The organism is Bilophila sp. 4_1_30 (genome assembly GCF_000224655.1).
GTDB classification, from domain to species: domain Bacteria; phylum Desulfobacterota; class Desulfovibrionia; order Desulfovibrionales; family Desulfovibrionaceae; genus Bilophila; species Bilophila wadsworthia.
Genome location: NZ_JH114233.1, coordinates 353441 through 369647 on the forward strand (window position 1 = coordinate 353441; position 16207 = coordinate 369647).

Below are 16207 nucleotides of genomic sequence, written 5' to 3' on the forward strand. Positions count from 1 at the left end.
GGGATCTCCGGTGGGTTCCAGTTCGCGCAGGCTGTCGTGGAGGAGGGAGACGACTTCTTCGGCGGGCGCGCCCCGCCCTCGGAGGCGCAGGGCATGGGCCCGCAGCGCCGTGCCCCGGAGCTGGCGGTTGGGCTGGCGGAGGAAGGTTTCGATCGTGGCTTCCACCTCGTAACGCGGGATGGGCGGGTAGCCCCGCTGCTCGAAGACGTAGAGGAGATCCAGCACGAGAGGATCGAGGAAAGGCGAATGGGGGACCCCGCGCGCGGCGGCGCGCAGGGTTTCGTTGCGGAGGACGCGGTAGGCGGCGTCGGTGCGGCCCGAAAGGTGGTGGTAGACGGCGAGGGCGCGCACGGCGCTGGAAGCGATCTTATGGTTCTGCTCGGGAGGGACGCAGTTGAGGAGGTAGTCGATTTTGACAATCGCTTCGTCCAGCGCGCCTTTACGGAGGAGCAGGAAGCACAGGTGGGCGATCCAGAGCATGGCGACGAGGCGTTCCCCGGCGAGTTCGGCGGTCTGGCGCGCGGATTCGATGATGCCGGTGGCGAGAGGGTACTCGCGCAAGTACATGGCGGCCTGGCTGGCGCAGAAGGAGAGGGGCTCGAAAAAGCGTTTGTACCACCAGTGATCCTGCGCGGGGCGGCGCGCATAACACTGCAGGGTTTCACGGAAATGGCCCTTGAGGAAGTTTTCGATGCCTTCAAAGACCGGGATGCGATCCTGCATGTCCTGTTCCTTGAAATGGCGCATCTTTTCCGAACCGTGGAAAAAGCGGTCCGTGAGCGGCGGCTCTCCGCCCGAGAACAATTGCAGATACTGCCGGAAAATCCAGATCATGGGCATGAAGCGTTCGCTGTTGTTACGGGCCGCGACCTCGTAGGCGAGCGGGGAGAGTTCCGTGGCGAGCTGGAGGTAGTGATGTGAAAAAATACACATGCTCTGAACCACAAGTACGAGTTCGGCGTACCGCCAGCTTTTCTGGCCTGCGTCGTCCATATGCGCGCGCCCCCAGCGGAGCAGGAACTGCACGACCATCTCGAAACAGGCGAATACGGCTGGTTCGTTGTCCTTGAGGCGGTCGTCGATGAAGCGGACCACGATTTCGCAGTCTTCCAGTGTAGCGTCTCCGCCGAGTACGCCCATGTGATAGGGGACGCCCGTATCCGGACAGGCGCTGCACAGGGTTTCGGCCATGTCTTCCAGCAGATCCGGCTCGATGCGGGTGATGGCCCATGCCGGGGCTCCGGAACCGCCGTCAGGGGAGCCCTCTGCGGGAGCGGCGGCGACATGCTTCTGAAGGGAGAGCTCCCTCAGCGCGGAGCGGACACGGATTTCGGGCAACCCGGTGATGGCGGCGAGTTCCCGTTCGTTGAGCGGGCGTGCGGAAAGCTGGAGGGCGAGCAGGAGCGAAGCGTGGGGGACACTGGAGGAGAGGGTGGGCATGGCGCGGACTCCTTGGGTGGGGCGTCCTGTTTTTTAGACGCATCCTGGTTTCTGGACGCTGTTCATCCCGTTTTCTAGACGAGTGATAGTTCGCATTTTATCATGCTGTCAAGAACTTCTTGAAAAACGCTCGATTGCATGACTTGAGCCTTTTGGCATCCCCCTTGCTTTTTTAAACACATGTACCCGCTGGAGGGTGCGCATTCCAATGCCTCAAGGAGGATGTCTTCATGCAATATGCCAGTGTGTTGTTGTTCAACGCCGTGGTCCTGACTCTTGATGGAAACGATGCCGTGGCTTCGGCCCTCGCGCTGGACGGCGACCGTATCCTTGCCGTCGGCGATCGGGACGAGCTGGCTCCGCTCATCGGACCGGACACGGAATGCCGGGACATGGGGGGCGCTGCCGTGCTCCCCGGCTTTTACGACGCCCACGGGCATATTCTGATGACCGCGCAAGGACGCGGGCGCGTAAACCTCAATTCGCCGCCTCTTGGGACCTGCCGGACGCTCGGCGACATCCTTGCCGCCATCCGGGCCCGTGCGGCGGAAACGCCCGAGGGCGAATGGGTGCTTGCCTGCGGCCTCGACGATACGCTGCTGGCGGAAAAGCGGTTCCCCAGCCGTTGGGAACTGGATGAGGCTGCTCCGCACAATCCCGTGTTCGCACAGCATATTTCCGGCCATTTGTGCGCCCTGAACAGCGCGGCCCTGAAGCTGGCCGGGATTGACCGCCATACGCCGGACCCCGCCGGGGGCATCATCCGGCGCGATGCGGACGGCGAACCGGACGGCGTGCTTGAGGAAAGCCCGGTCTATGAAACTATCATGCCGCTGCTGCCCGCGCAGACGCGGGAGCAGCGGATCGACGACCTTGCCGCTACCACGCGGGATTACGCCGCGCGGGGCATCACCACGGCGGTGGACGCGGCCTTGTTCTCCTACGACGACGCGGAGCTTTTGCGCACCGTACAGGAGCAGGGGCGCCTCGCGGTCCGGGTGCACGTCAATCCCTTTACGTCGCTTGATCCTGACGATCCGCGGCTGGCGTTCGATGGGAAAGATGTGACCATCGGCGGGGTCAAGCTGCTCGCGGACGGCTCTTTGCAGGGCTATACCGGCTACCTCACCAAACCCTACCACACCCCGTATCAGGGCGACCCCGAATGGCGGGGCTATCCCACGCACAGCCGCGAGAATTTGTTCGCGCTGATCGAAGCCGCGCATGGGCGTGGGCAGTTCCTCATCCATACCAACGGCGATGCCGCCACCGACGACGCCCTTGATGCGCTTGAAGCCGCGCAGGCCAAACATCCCCGCAAGGATTGCCGCCACATCCTGATCCATGCCCAGACGATCCGCGAGGAACAGCTCGATCGCCTCGAAGCGGCGGGCTACACGCCTTCGTTCTTCACCGCCCATGTCTATTACTGGGGCGACCGCCACCGGGATCTGTTCCTTGGCCCGGAACGCGCCGCCCGGATGGACCCCATGCGCTCCGCGCTGGATCGCGGCCTCGTGATTACCGCGCACTGCGACTCCCCCATCGTCCCCGCCGATCCGTTGCTGTCCATTTGGGTCAGCGTCAACCGCCTGACATCCTCCGGTCAGGTCCTTGGTCCGGATCAGCGCATTTCCGTGCTCGAAGCCCTGCGCGCCCATACCTTTTACCCCGCGTGGCAGAATTTCCAGGAAAACGCCAAAGGCTCCATCGAGCCCGGCAAGCTGGCCGACCTTGTGGTCCTCGACGCCAATCCGCTGGAAGTCGATCCCGCCGATCTGCGCAACATAGGTATTCTGGAAACCATTGTAGGCGGGAAAACCGTGTACTCCGCCCGTGCCTGATTGACGCGCGGGCGTGCTCATCCGCCCGCGCCGTCTTCCTTCAACCGCGGGCTCCGCTCCCGCACGAACAAGAGGATCCGCCCATGTCCCAAGCCACCCAGACGACCCCGATCGAGGCTCCCGTGGAAGAACCGGCCGTTCCTGTCAGCCGCCCCCGTTTCATGTTCGCCTTTGTCGTCTTGTACATGCTGTTCCTGCTTGACTTCTCGGCGCGCCTCGGCGTGACTTCCGTGTTCCCCGCCATGCAGAAAGCCCTCGGGTTGACCGACTCCCAGATCGGCGTGGCCGGTTCCGCCGTGCTTTGCGGTATGACCCTGTTCGTGTTGCCGCTCTCCTTTATCGCGGACAAAACGTCCAAGAAAAAAGCCATCACCCTCATGTCCGGCCTGTGGGGAGTAGGCTGTCTGCTGTGCGGGCTCGTCTCGAACTTCTTCCTCATTCTGCTTGGCCGGTTCATGGTCGGCATGGGCAACGCCAGCTATGCCCCGGTGTCCGTATCCATGCTGACGAGCTGGACCAAAAAGTCCCGCTGGGGCTCGGTGATCGGGCTGTACAACTCCTCCATGTCCGTGGGCCTCGCCGTTGGGACGGCCGTAGCGGGCATCCTGGCGCAGAGCATCGGCTGGCGCGCGCCGTTCATCGTGATGGGCGTGGTGACGTTGCTGTTCATGGTACTTTCCATGGCTCTGCCGAAGACTTCGGCCAAGCCTGAAAACGCCAAAAAAGACGAGGTGAGCCTGAAGGAAGCCTTTGGCGTTACCTTGAAGAACAAGACGCTCGTCATGCTCGGTATAGGCGTCGGCCTCGGCAACATGGTCTATTCCAGCATGGTGGCGTGGATTCCCATGTTCCTCGTCCGCGAAATGGGCTGGACCAGCGCGGAAGTGGGGGCGTACATGAGCCCGGTATACCTGTTCACCGGCATTGTGATCACGCCCTTGTCCGGGATCATTTCCGACCGTCTCGGCCGGTGGAGCCGCAAAACCCGTGCGTGGCTCGGCGTTCCCTGTTTCGTCCTGTTGGCGGCCTGTTTCGGCTTCGGGTTTATGCTGAAGAGCTTCCCCCTCATCGCGCTTGGCGTCATGCTCTTCCTCATCCCGGTTACGGGCATCCATATCGCTACGCAGGAGCTCGTCCCCGCCCGCTACAAGGCGTCGGCCTACGGGACCTATGTGACGTTCCTCCAGGGGCTCGGCTTCTTCGGCCCCATGCTGGTGGGTGCCCTGTCCGATGCGTTCGGTCTGAACATCGCCATAGTGTATGTGCAGTTCGTCTTTGTGCTTGGCGCGCTCATGCTCCTGTGCGCGGGCTTCACGTATCAGGGAGATTTCGACCGCGCCCGAGCGCTTGAGAAGCGGTAATATCGGGAAGCAGAGGTCTTTTCCGCTCTTTCTTTTTGGATTTGGATAACAAAGCGGCATGACGGGCGTTCATGCCGCTTTGTTTTGGGTGAGCGGTGCGGTGCTCTGCTATGTATGAGACTAGGGAAAGCGGGAACGGGCCGCCGTGAGGTCGAAAAAGTTCAGAAAGGGGACGGTTCCGCGACAGTGTATATCAATACCGGCGCATGGTTTTGTGCCCCTCCATTTTTCCGTTGTTATTGCTGGGCGGCGTCTTGGGCCGGGTGGATTTCGACAATACTGGCATCGGTCGTTTATATGCCGAAACCTGTGGGTACGTGGACAAGGTGCATCACGAACGTGACAGTTCGGATGTGCGTGGCGCATCAGGCCGCAAGGCTGAATGCGGCAGCGGTTCCGTAAAAAGTGTGTTTTGTATTTGACAATAAATTTCAAAATCAATAATCTCCGCCAAAAGAGAACGCTGCTGCGATGGCTTGCACATACGCTCATCTCACGGGGATTCTGGCTCTTCAGGAGGCCGAGTTGACTTTTTCGTATAAACGGTGCGCGCGGGTACTAACGCTGGTTGCCGTGTCCTTGCTTGGATTGGCGCTGCTTGTCCGGGCTCTCGTCGCCTTTATTGAGGCGTTGGCCGTGCTTTTCCTTGCCGTGGTCGTGGCGTCGTTGGCACTGCCGAGGGGGATCAGCTGGTACTGGCGTCAAGCACGGCGGGAAATCCCGCGATTGTTGCGTAATCTTGGTGATTTGTTGGATAGTTCCGCGTCGGAACCGAAAGCGGCGGCTGACGGGCAGGCGAGAACGGAATGATCCGCAGGCTGCATCACCTGAGAAACGGGCAGAGTGGTTTTGTCGTTGCCATCGCCGCTGTGGGCGAACGTGCCCAGCACCTCCGGGATATGGGGTTGCTTCCTGGTGTCGGGATTACGGTCATGGGCCGTTCTCCGATGGGGGATCTCCTGTCTCTCCGTGTGATGGGAACCACGCTGGCCTTACGTGTGGCCGATGCTGAGGACGTCACCGTCAGCACGGATGACTGACGTTGCCGAGGTGAATCCTCCTTTTTTCGGTGTCGTGTGAGTCTCTAACGACTTTCCGAGACGGTTTAATGGGTTCTCCAAGGCACCTCCTTCCAGAGCGAAGCTCCCGAGATGCTGCTACAGCGGCAAGACCGGGTAATCTCTTTACATTTTTGAATAGCTGCTTATAGTTGATTAAGATTTTTATTATCAATAACAGAGATCGGCAATCGGCCGATTCTCAGTACAACCAGAGAGGAAGTTATGAACAATCGTTTCGGAACGACTTCGGACATGATCATTCAGACGGTGCAGGAAAAAGAAGGATGCGCTTGCCTCGCCATTGATGAAAAAGGGCTGTACCTGACCTCGCCGGAGTATGTGGATCGGCCCCTTGCCGATCCGAACCGCTACGCCGGAAACCGTAAAGATGTGGCTGCCCGATTGAATGCATTGAGCCTTGATGCGGGTAGCCTGCTTGAGCAGAATCAGCATCGCATCCCCAAGATTACAGGTGAATCCAAAAAGAAGGTCAACCCTCTTAAGGCATCCAAGCGCAGCATGAAAGGCTGATACGCGGGGCCATCGGTACTCATAGCAAAAGCGGAAGGGAAACCTTCCGCTTTTTTTATTAAAAACTGAATAAGGAAAAACAGCAGACAACTAACGAAGCGTACCATCTGAGGCTTCTGTCTCTGGAGCGGCGGCCGTGAATATATGGGAATGCCCGTTGAAGCCCACGTGTAAACCGTTTTGTACCCATGCACGGAAATATTTGTATTATCGTATGCGGTATAGAAAATGGAACATGTTGACGAGACAGGCGAAAAAAAGAAAAAGAGTCGCCTCGGGAATGTGCTTGTCAGAAAATCCCTTGTGAGAATCTTTACTAGGGAGGTGCAACAGGATAAGGAATCAGCAAGTGATATTGCCGCCCATTGGGATCGGAAGAAAACGGAAGGGTCCGGTTCCGCGTGGAAAAAGGTTCTTTTTAAGATGAGGAACCAATGGTGTATTTTCTATAATGGGCCATGCCGCGTTCTTGCTCTGAAAATGATTGTTGTGAAATAAGATATAGATATGCTTTTGAGCTGTTGGGGGCTCTACATGGGCTCAAAGCAGTATCCCGTGTTTTCAATTCTCCAACGGCCCATATCCGGTCTTGATGGTGGGATTGTGTGCTTGGATGCCATTGCCCTATGGCCAGCGCATTTGATGGTCCGGTTACGGTAACTGTTTTTTAACGTATTACTTTAAGGATGTTTGAACCACCATGAAGTACGCTTGGACACTGGCGATATGTCTGGCGGTCCTGTGTCTTGCCGCCGCTTCCGAAGCCGCGCCACAGAAGACGCTTCGGGATGCCCACGTAGATCTCGCATGTGCGGACTGCCACATCGGGCAGAAAAATCCAAAACAGGCTGGGGCGATGTCCTGTGCCAAATGCCATGATGCATCGGAGGTTGCCAAACAGACAGCCTCTCGTGGAAAGAAAAATCCTCATATTTCTCCGCACTGGGGAACGGAGGTTCCTTGTTGGGTCTGCCACAAGGAACACGCCGAAGATCAGAATTACTGCCTCATCTGCCATACGTGGTGATGCGGGGCCTCATTATACTGTACACGGAAACCTGATTTCCGTAAGAAATGGAACAACCCCGGAAGAGATCGCACGCGGCCTTGGTTGGCCGCCGCTGGTTTTCCCGGCGAAGATCTCCCATCCCCAAGCCTCTGGAGGATGCCTATGTCCAGCGCCCCGGCCTCGCAGCCCGCTACGCCCAATCCTGAAAAAGAAAGCGAACTGATTTACGGCCTCGAGTCCCATCCGCCTTTCGGCTCGTCCTTGCTGGCCGCCCTCCAGCACATTTTGGCCATGGTGCTCAGCGTCATGGCACCGCCCGCCATTGTCGCGGGCGCGTTGGGCGTCCCCCCGGAAGCCATCGCCTACCTTGTCAGTATGTCCCTGCTGTTCGCGGGCATCGGGATCTGGTTTCAGGTGTCCCGGCCCTTCGGTATCGGTTCCGGCATGTTGAGCATCCAGGCCACGAGCTTCGCGTTTCCCGGCACGCTCATTGCGGTGGGGGCCCTCCTCATGAAAGAGCAGGGCATGTCGTGGGAACAGGCGCTATCAACTCTCTTCGGCGTGTGTTTCATCGGCGGGTTTGTGGTCATGGCGGGCAGCCGTATCATGCCGTTCCTGCGCAAGATCATCACACCCACCGTGGCTGGCATCACCGTTATGATGATCGGCGTCTCCCTCGTGCGCGTGGGAGCGATCGACCTCGCAGGAGGTTTCGCGGCCAAGGCTGATGGAACATTTGGGGACATCTCCAACTTGTTCCTTGGCACGCTGGTCATTCTCGCTATCGTTTGCGTCAATCGCAGCAAGAACCCGCTGTTGCGCATGAGCTCGCTCATCGTAGGCATCCTTGTCGGCTTCGCAGTGGCAATAGTAATGGGCAAGGTCAATTGGAATATCCTTTCCGAACAGCATACGTGGTTCATCATGCCCGTGCCGTTCAAGTTCGGCTTCTTCGGCTTTGACTTGCATTCATTCCTTGTCTTGAGTTTTCTTTTTCTTGTTGTGGTCATTGAGGCCATCGGCGACTTGACGGCCACCAGCGTCGTCTCTGAACAGCCCGTGCGTGGTCGCGTCTACCGTAGCCGTTTGGCGGGCGGCATCCTTTGCGACGGCATGATGACCTCCCTCGGGGCTATATTCGGCTGCTTCCCCGTGGCGACGTTCTCCCAGAACAACGGCGTCATCCAGCTCAGCGGCGTCGCCAGCCGCAAGGTGGGCAAATTCTGCGGCGTGCTGTTTATCCTGTTCGCTCTGTTTCCCATTATAGTGGTGTTTTTCCAGCTTCTGCCCCGCCCCGTGCTCGGGGGCGCGCTGGTTGTCCTTTTTGGGACCATCGCCTGTTCGGGTATCCGCATCCTGTTGCAGCATGAAGTGAACCGACGTGAGTCCATCATCATTGCCGTGTCCATCGGGGTGGGCCTCATGTCCATGACTACCCCGGAAGTTTTTGAACGCCTGCCGCGTTTCCTCAAGATATTCTTTGATTCCGCCATTGTTTCGGGCGGCGTCACCGCCATGATCGTCCATCAGATCCTCCCCAAGGGCATCTGCCCTTACGAGGGGGATGAGGACGATGAGGACTGCAACCCGCATTCCGAATTCCTTTTCAACAAGCACGAATGATCCCCTGTTCCGCTTCCGTTCGGTTTTGCGGACGGGGGAGGATGAGCTTGGGCAACACGAAAAAGACGAGGCTTTCCCCTCGTCTTTTTCGTTGTGGAAAACGGGGGGGTCCGCGAGGGGAGGTGCCGTCTTCAGCAGCATCGGTGACGTACTCTTTTTAAGATAATCCGCAACGTTTCAACATAAGAAAAAAATGTTTTCGCAAGGGGTCCCATGCCGTTTTCAGAGGGCATTTGCCCTCTATACAGCCTTGGATTCTCCTGTTAGAGCAAGAAAGAGCATTCCCTCACAATCCCTTTTTATCCGGCGTGTTCCGGAGGTCCGGACAGGCCGCGCGGGGCCTCTATGTTCGAATCCAGCTCCCCCCTCGTGTTTTTGGCATGGTTTCTCGGCGGCTTCATCAACGGTGTCAGCGGGATGGGGGCAGCGATGGTCGCCTTGCCCATCGTGGCCTGCGTGCTGGAGATGAGCGAGGCTGTTCCGGCTACCTGCCTCGTAGCGGTGACCCTTGCGGTCTATGTGGCATGGATGTACCGCGCCCATGCGCGGGTGGCGCCGATCATTCCCATGCTGCTCGGATGCATCCCGGGGCTCATCATTGGCGTGTGCGTGCTTCGGGTGGTTCCGGGAATCTGGCTACAGGGCGGGCTTGGGGCGGCCTTGATCATATATGTGGCGTGGCAACTCTTGCACCGTGCCGGTACGGCGCACCCTGAGAGCGTGCGGGGCTGCGCCGTATCGGGGTTCGCATCGGGGTTCGCCAACGCGGCGATCAGCTTCAGCGGGCCGCCAGTGGCGATCTATGCGCTCTACGTTGGCTGGGACAAGGACACCACTCGCGGGACGCTCAGTCTGTATTTTCTTGGCATCAGTATCTGTACCTGCATTGTTCAAGCCGCTGCCGGGCTGTATACTCCCGTCGTGGTCAAGGCCGCACTCTGGGGTATGCCCGGCGCATTGGTAGGACTTCTCGTCTCCCTGCCCGTCGCCCGTTTCGTCCGGGAGAGCGTTTTCCAGGGCATCCTGCTCGTCATGATCGCCTTCGCCGGGAGCGTCTGTATTATACGGGCTGTGGAGAGTTTTTTGTAACGGAAAAGAGTTTTATTGAACAAATTCAATAAAAAATGAGCACCAAGAGGCTTGGTGCAAACAGCAAAGAGCACCTTCCTGCCCTCTTGGCATAATAAGTTTGGATATACGGAAGAACATATGGAACATCGCCTTCTCGGTGCGTACCGAGAAGGCGATGTTTTTTTGTGCCTTTAGCCTTGTTTTTTATTTACAAACAGAACTGGTTGCTTGCATTCCGATTTTGCTTTCTTATCGGAATGGATGCGCCCGTTCGGTCATGTAACGGGATGCCGTCACTGCGCGAAGGCAGACAGGGGACTCCTTCGGCATCGCAATAAGAAAATCCTCATCCTCCTGAGTGAGTATGCTGAACATGATTCGCATGTGGGTTGGGTGAAGGCATCCACGCCAAGAGCAGGCAGACACTGGTTTCCGTTGAGGCACACACCAAAGCCCTGCTCATGGGGCTACAGTACGAAAACGCGAGCCCCGGCTACACCCTGAACACGTTCCGGAGGTGTGGATAAAAAGAAAGCCTCCAGAATATTCTGGAGGTTCGCATGTAATAAGGTCCGAATCGGCAAAAATAGTAGATCTACACTCAAAAAAATCTATAAAGTAAGCTTGTTATCTGGATAAACCTATAACCCTCTGTTTTGTGCAGACGGAACGGGAGACTTGCAGTGAAACATATTTTCAGCTTTTTTCTGACCCTCATGCTTGCCTCAACAGCGTTCGCGGCCGAAAAAGCTCCGGAAGCCAATGCTCCCCTGAATCCTTATGAGCAGATCATGGTTGGCAAGGTGTGGGTTACGACGGACGCCATTGATCAAAAGGGCGCAAGTGTACCCGCAACGGATGAAAAAGTCGCAGCATTCTTCGGTAAAGCGGAATATTTTCCCGACCACACCTTCAAGATAGCCTCTCTGGACGGCAAACCGAGGATGCATGGCCTTTGGAGCATATCGGCGGACGGGAAAACCAGAAAGCTCACCGTGCAGGACGACTCGGGCAAGACTCGCTTTACGCGAGAGGTAGAAAACGTGAAGGTAAATGATGGTGAATACACCTACCGCATTTACCCGAACGGCGAAAATAAGGCCGAACACATAGATATCGTACACAAGCCACAATAATATCATTGTGTTGAGCCCACAGGGGAAAGTCGTACAATGTTTCCCCGATCCGGTTACAGCCGCTTCATGCCCGGTTCCGGCCGCAAGTATGAGGCGGTTTTTCACGTGCAGAAGGGAAGGAGGGAATCATGAAGACATCCACAATGGAACTACTCCGCCTCTTTCCAGTTGTACCAAAATGGTGCAGAATGGTACGGAAAACGAATGGTAAATTGATTGTTTTCAAAGTGTTATAGATAGAACGCTTTTGTAACGGAAAGGAACGTCCCCGCGCAGTGTTGCCGGAGGCCGCTCAGAGGAGGGCAGATATGGAAATCAAACGGGTTCACATTGCTTATTTCAGTCCGACCGGAACGACGAGGCGGACGCTGCGGGCGGTGGCGGAAGGCTTCGGCTGTTCCGAGCTTTCCGAAACGGATTGGGCCGATCCCAAGAGCCGTGCCGCGATCCTGAAAACGGGGCCGGACGAGCTGGTGATCGCCGGGATGCCGGTTTATTACGGACGTATTCCGTCGTTGTTCCATAAGGGGCTGCCGTTGCGCGGCGAGGGCACGCCGTTCGTGCCGGTCGCGGTGTATGGCAACCGGCATTACGACGATGCGGTTCTGGAACTCAAAACGCTCGGTGAGGCGGCGGGGTGCGTGACGCTCGGTGCCGCCGCGTTCGTGGCGCAGCACTGCCTCAATCCCGATATGGGCCGTGGGCGCCCCGACGCTTCCGATCTCGCGGTCATGAAGCGTTTCGGCAGTGCTCTGCGGGCCAAGGCGGATGGCCTTGCCGGTTCCATGCCGCCTCTGAGCGTGCCGGGGGCTGTCCCGTACAAGGAGTACAAGCCGACGCCGTTCGCGCCCGAGTTGCTGGACGCCGAGACCTGTATCCGCTGCGGTCTGTGCGCCCGGACGTGCCCGGTTCGGATCATTGATTCCGAGACGTATGCCGTGACCGAGCCGGAACGCTGCCTGTTCTGTTTCGGCTGCGTGCGTATCTGCCCGGTCGCGGTGCGCGGGCCGCGTCCCGAAGTCGCGCCCATGTTCGCCGCTCAAATGGCGGGATTGGCAGCCCGATGTACGGAGCGCCGCGAGCCGGAATTGTTCCTTTAGGGAGAGCATTCCGTTAAATAAACAAGGGTTTGGCCTTCCTTCAATGATGGGAGGCCGAGCCGAGCCATGTGTCGGCCATATCCCTGACCGCCGCGACCACGGAAGCGATTTCCGCGCGGCTGATGCCGTCGAAATGGATGCCGCACACGGCGCAGACGCAGCAGCCGAGTTTGGATGCTGCGCGCTCGGCAAGCTCGGCGGCGAGTTCGCCCTCGCGGTGCCCGTTGCGGTCAAGACGGCGGATTTCGCCGTCAGCGCACAATGCCGCCGCGCCGATGTGCGGGGCGTCGCCTCCGGTCACGCTGACGAGGCAGTCTCCGCCCTGCCGCCGGGCGTTCAGGACGATTTCCTTGCCGCGCACCAGCCGGGTCAGTGTCGCGTCGCCGATCATGATCCTTCCCACCTCCTGAAGCCGGGGCCTTCCAGCCGGAATTCGCGCATGATCTTGCCCACGATGTGGGTGGTCATATCCTCTATGGATTGGGGGTGCTGATAATAGGTCAGCATCGGCGGGAGGATGGTCACGCCCATTTCCGCGAGCGCGGTCATGTTGCGCAGGTGGACGAGCCCGAACGGGGTTTCGCGGGCCACGAGCACCAGCTTGCGGCGTTCCTTGAGGGTGACGTCGGCGGCGCGGAGGAGCAGGTTTTCCGCATACCCGTGGCAGATGCCCGCCAGCGTTTTCATGCTGCACGGCACGACCGCCATGCCTTCCGTTTCAAAGGTGCCGCTGGCGATGGCCGCGCCGATGTTGCCGATGTCATGCGTGCGGAAGGCCAGCCCCGCCAGATCCGCCCCGCTCATGCCGGTTTCTTCGCGCAGGACGCGCTCGCCCGCCTCGCTGGCGACGAGGTGGACTTCCCAATCCTTTTCTCGCCGCATGGCCTCAAGCAGCGAGACGCACAGGATCGCGCCGCTGGCTCCGCTCAGTCCAACGACAAGACGTTTTTTCATGGTGTTATCCTTTTGGCGGAAGCGTTGGTACGCCCGGTGATTCAAGGACGCGCCCCGGAGCGGTTCCGGCGGAGGCGGCCGGCTCGTGCCGAGGACGCATCCTTGAGGTTCAGATAAGGAATTTTCCGGGATCGACTTCCATAAAAGGAGCCCTTTGGAAGCGTTCTTTCTGGTCAAAAGGCACTGTGCAGTCGAAGATGGCCTTGCAGCCGACCCCGCGTGCGGGGATGCGGGCATCATAGAGCGGCGACTGCGTGGGATCGAGGACGTGCCCGCGCACGCCGGGCAGGAACACGGTGTCGAGATTGCCCTGATAGCGGGTGGTCATGGCCCAGAGCACGTCGCTCATGTCGAAGGGGTCCACGTCGTCGTCCACGAGGAAGACATGCTTGAGTTCGGGGAAGGCCGAGAACGCGAGCAGGGCGGCCTGACGCTGGCGGCCTTCGTCGGCGCTGGTGGCCTTGCGGAACTGGAGCACGGCCATGAATTTCCCGCCGCCGCAGCTTGCGGCGTACACGTTGCGCACGCGTCCCGGCATGGCCCGCTCCACAAGGCCGAGGATGCTGGCTTCGGTGGGGATGCCCGCGAGATTCACATGCTCTTCGCTCGGGCCGATGGTCGTCTGCATGATCGGATGCAGACGGTGGGTTACGGCGGTCACGCGCATGACGGGGGTTTGCGGATCGGAGGGGCCGCAATAGCCGGGGAATTCGGGCATGGCTTTGCCGTTGCCGGACTGGGCGTCTTCGGCGATGCGCACATTGGGCAGGATTTCGCCCTCAATGACGTACTCCGCCCACGCCAGAGCCTTGGCATCCACAGTCAAACAGGCGCACTGCTCCACGGCCCGCCCGCGCAGCGCTCCGGCGATGGACAGCTCGTTGAAGCCGATGGGCGTCATGGGTGGCTCGAAGCACGCGCCGAGATAGACGGCGGGATCAAGCCCGATGCTGACGGATACGGGCAGAGGCTTGCCCGCGGCCTCGGCCTTGGCGCGGAACACGTCGATATGGCGGCCCGGAGAGAACCAGACGGACAGGGTATCCGGCCCTTGCAGGCACATGCGATGGATAGTCACGTCCTCGTCGCCGTTTTCCGGATCTTCCCCGTACAGGAGGCCCATCGTGACATACGGCCCGGCGTCCTCGGGGGTATTGGTGGGCGCGGGGACGAGGCGGCGCAGATCAAACCCCGGATCGTCGGCGCGGTGCACGACTTCCTGACAAGGGGCAGGCCCCTTGATGACGGTAGGCTGGATGAGGTGTTGAAGGGCATCCATGAGGAGCCAGCCGAGGCGCTTCGGCTCCGTGCCGAGCAGCAGGGCGGCGCGTTTGCGGCTGGAGAGCACGCCGATGGCGACCCGTGCGCCGGGATGTCTCTTCACCTTATTGAAAAGCATGGCCGGGCCGATGCGGGTGGGGCGGGCCACCGTGCCGCCCGCGCCGATATGCCGGTATGCGCCGCACAGTTCCGCCACGGGATCGGCTTCGACGTCTGTTTGGGCGAGCTCGCCGTGCTGGTCCAGCAGTTTGAGGGCGGTGCGCAGATCTGTAATATCGGCGGCGGTGAGGGACATGGGAAGCTCCTTGGATACGGAGGTTGGCGAATGTTTTTCCGAGGGGCTTCCCGCCCCTTGGACTCCCCCGGCAGGGAGCACTGCTCCCTGCACCCCCTGGGCCGTTTCGCCTTGCGGCAAAACGGCTGTGGGGCGTCTGGGGATTTTTTTGTATTCTTTTTTATTGTGATAATGCAGGGAGGTAAAATAGCGATACGGGTTAAAGGAAGTTTTTCGCCTTGTTACAGCATCATGGTCATCGGGAAACGGTAGGCGATGGACCCGGTGGGGCAGGCGATGCGGCAGCAGCCGCAGTGCCAGCACTGGGACGGGTAGGCTACCGCCGGGCCATCGTCGGTCATTTCGAGGATGTGTCCGGGGCAGCTTTCCACGCATGAACCGCATTCCATGCAGTGGCCGCAATGCATACAGCGTCCGGCCTCGGCAACGGCGGCTTCGGCCGCGAGCCCGCCGGAGAGTTCGGCAAACGCCAGTTCCGGGCCGTCGCTGGCGGCAGGAGGCAGGATCTGCCGGGCGGCGTGCTCGTGGTAGTCGGCGTGCATGATTTCCTTGAAGGCCACGACATGCGGCGCGGGCAGGGCGGGGACGTGATCTTCGCGGACCCGCCCGGTTTCATCGATCCAGATGTCGATGTTCTCGGCGGGGTCAATGCCGGAAAGGGCCTTATGTACGGCAATGGCGGCCTGTCTGCCGTGCCCGATGGCCCGGGCGATGAGCGAAGGGCCGTTGGCGATGTCTCCCGCCGCGTAGAGGCCGGGAACCGACGTGCGGAAGGAGACGGGATCGACGGCTACGAAGCCGCGCGGGGTGCGGGCCATGTCCACGCCTTCGAGCGGGGTCTCGTCGGTTTGCAGGCCACTCGCGCAGATGACCAGATCCGCGTTCATGCACAGGGGATCTCCGGAAGCGAATTCCGTATGCAGTGCGCCGGTTTCGTCAAAGGAGAACGAGGTTACGGGCCGGGCCTCGAAGCGGAGGCGTCCGCCTTCCGGGGCGACGGCGTGGCTGAGGTGGCTGTTGTGGATGACGATGCCTTCGTCGAGGGCTTGTTGCACCTCCTCGGCGGGTGCGCGCATGGCGTCGGTAGGTTCGAGGCAGACGATATGTACGGCATCGGCGTTGAGGCGGCGGGCGGTGAAGGCGCAGTCAAAGGCGACCCCGCCGCCGCCGAGGATGACCACGGTTTTCCCGGCGAGGGACTGGCGTTCGAGCGTGGAGCGCTTGAGCCAGCCCACGGCGGGAACGAGGTGTTCCTTGCCGGGGATGTCGAGGCGGCGTTCCTTCCACAGGCCGACGGCGAGGATGGTCGCGTCGTAGGTGTCGAGCAGGCTTTGCAGGGTGATGTCACGGCCCACGGTGACGTTGGTGCGGACCTGCACGCCGGAGGCTACTACGGCCCCGGTTTCGCGGTCCACCACATCCTTGGGCAGCCGGAAGTCGGGCACGGCATGGCGCGGCACCCCGCCCATGACCGGCGCGCTTCGTAAACGGTGACGGCGTG

The 16207-nt window shown here is 59.8% G+C and carries 14 protein-coding genes and 1 pseudogene; 10 read left to right on the forward strand and 5 right to left on the reverse strand.

Annotated elements, in window-relative coordinates; genetic code table 11:
• A pseudogene (locus tag HMPREF0178_RS22070) lies at positions 1-1440 on the reverse strand (sigma-54-dependent Fis family transcriptional regulator); the annotation flags it as partial.
• Positions 1441-1670: 230 nt separating this feature from the next.
• Here HMPREF0178_RS22070 and HMPREF0178_RS13560 point away from each other — a divergent pair.
• The 10 genes from HMPREF0178_RS13560 (at position 1671) to HMPREF0178_RS13605 (ending at position 12176) form a co-directional block, all read left to right on the forward strand.
• A complete protein-coding gene (locus tag HMPREF0178_RS13560; RefSeq protein ID WP_009368610.1) occupies positions 1671-3284 on the forward strand; it encodes an amidohydrolase in 1614 nt (537 codons plus the stop codon).
• Positions 3285-3367: 83 nt separating this feature from the next.
• Positions 3368-4645, forward strand: a complete 1278-nt coding sequence (locus tag HMPREF0178_RS13565; RefSeq protein ID WP_009368611.1) for an MFS transporter — start codon at positions 3368-3370, stop codon at positions 4643-4645.
• A 525-nt stretch (positions 4646-5170) separates the two neighbouring features.
• On the forward strand, positions 5171-5455 hold the full coding sequence (locus HMPREF0178_RS13570; RefSeq protein WP_157134938.1) for a hypothetical protein: 285 nt from the start codon (positions 5171-5173) through the stop codon (positions 5453-5455).
• Complete coding sequence (locus tag HMPREF0178_RS13575; protein ID WP_009368612.1) at positions 5452-5685, forward strand: FeoA domain-containing protein; 234 nt, start codon at positions 5452-5454, stop codon at positions 5683-5685. The genes HMPREF0178_RS13570 and HMPREF0178_RS13575 overlap by 4 nt, the downstream gene beginning before the upstream one ends.
• Before the next feature lie 243 nt (positions 5686-5928).
• Positions 5929-6237 (forward strand): hypothetical protein, encoded by a 309-nt coding sequence (locus HMPREF0178_RS13580; RefSeq protein WP_009368613.1) that lies wholly within the window; start codon positions 5929-5931, stop codon positions 6235-6237.
• A gap of 700 nt (positions 6238-6937) precedes the next feature.
• Positions 6938-7264: a cytochrome c3 family protein gene (locus HMPREF0178_RS23055; RefSeq protein ID WP_083832518.1), complete on the forward strand. Its 327-nt coding sequence runs from the start codon at positions 6938-6940 to the stop codon at positions 7262-7264.
• Positions 7265-7408: 144 nt separating this feature from the next.
• The gene (locus HMPREF0178_RS13590; protein ID WP_005024642.1) at positions 7409-8869 is read left to right on the forward strand and encodes a uracil-xanthine permease family protein; all 1461 of its coding nucleotides are present in this window, start codon (positions 7409-7411) and stop codon (positions 8867-8869) included.
• Between the two features lie 345 nt (positions 8870-9214).
• Entirely contained in the window at positions 9215-9958 is a 744-nt protein-coding gene (locus HMPREF0178_RS13595) for a sulfite exporter TauE/SafE family protein (RefSeq protein WP_009368614.1), read from the forward strand.
• 665 nt (positions 9959-10623) lie between these two features.
• Complete coding sequence (locus HMPREF0178_RS13600; RefSeq protein ID WP_009368615.1) at positions 10624-11076, forward strand: DUF4822 domain-containing protein; 453 nt, start codon at positions 10624-10626, stop codon at positions 11074-11076.
• A 308-nt stretch (positions 11077-11384) separates the two neighbouring features.
• Positions 11385-12176: a 4Fe-4S dicluster domain-containing protein gene (locus HMPREF0178_RS13605; protein ID WP_009368616.1), complete on the forward strand. Its 792-nt coding sequence runs from the start codon at positions 11385-11387 to the stop codon at positions 12174-12176.
• Positions 12177-12216: 40 nt separating this feature from the next.
• Here the strand turns inward: HMPREF0178_RS13605 and HMPREF0178_RS13610 are convergent, their stop codons facing one another.
• The 4 genes from HMPREF0178_RS13610 to HMPREF0178_RS20560 all read right to left on the reverse strand — a co-directional run.
• Positions 12217-12567, reverse strand: coding sequence for a hypothetical protein (locus HMPREF0178_RS13610; protein WP_009368617.1), 351 nt, complete (start codon positions 12565-12567; stop codon positions 12217-12219).
• The gene (locus HMPREF0178_RS13615) at positions 12564-13130 is read right to left on the reverse strand and encodes a UbiX family flavin prenyltransferase (protein WP_009368618.1); all 567 of its coding nucleotides are present in this window, start codon (positions 13128-13130) and stop codon (positions 12564-12566) included. Before HMPREF0178_RS13615 ends, HMPREF0178_RS13610 begins: the two co-directional genes overlap by 4 nt.
• A gap of 109 nt (positions 13131-13239) precedes the next feature.
• Positions 13240-14706: a UbiD family decarboxylase gene (locus tag HMPREF0178_RS13620; protein ID WP_009368619.1), complete on the reverse strand. Its 1467-nt coding sequence runs from the start codon at positions 14704-14706 to the stop codon at positions 13240-13242.
• Between the two features lie 221 nt (positions 14707-14927).
• Positions 14928-16207 (reverse strand): FAD-dependent oxidoreductase (locus tag HMPREF0178_RS20560; protein ID WP_009368620.1); only part of this gene is annotated, 1280 nt, incomplete at its 5' end.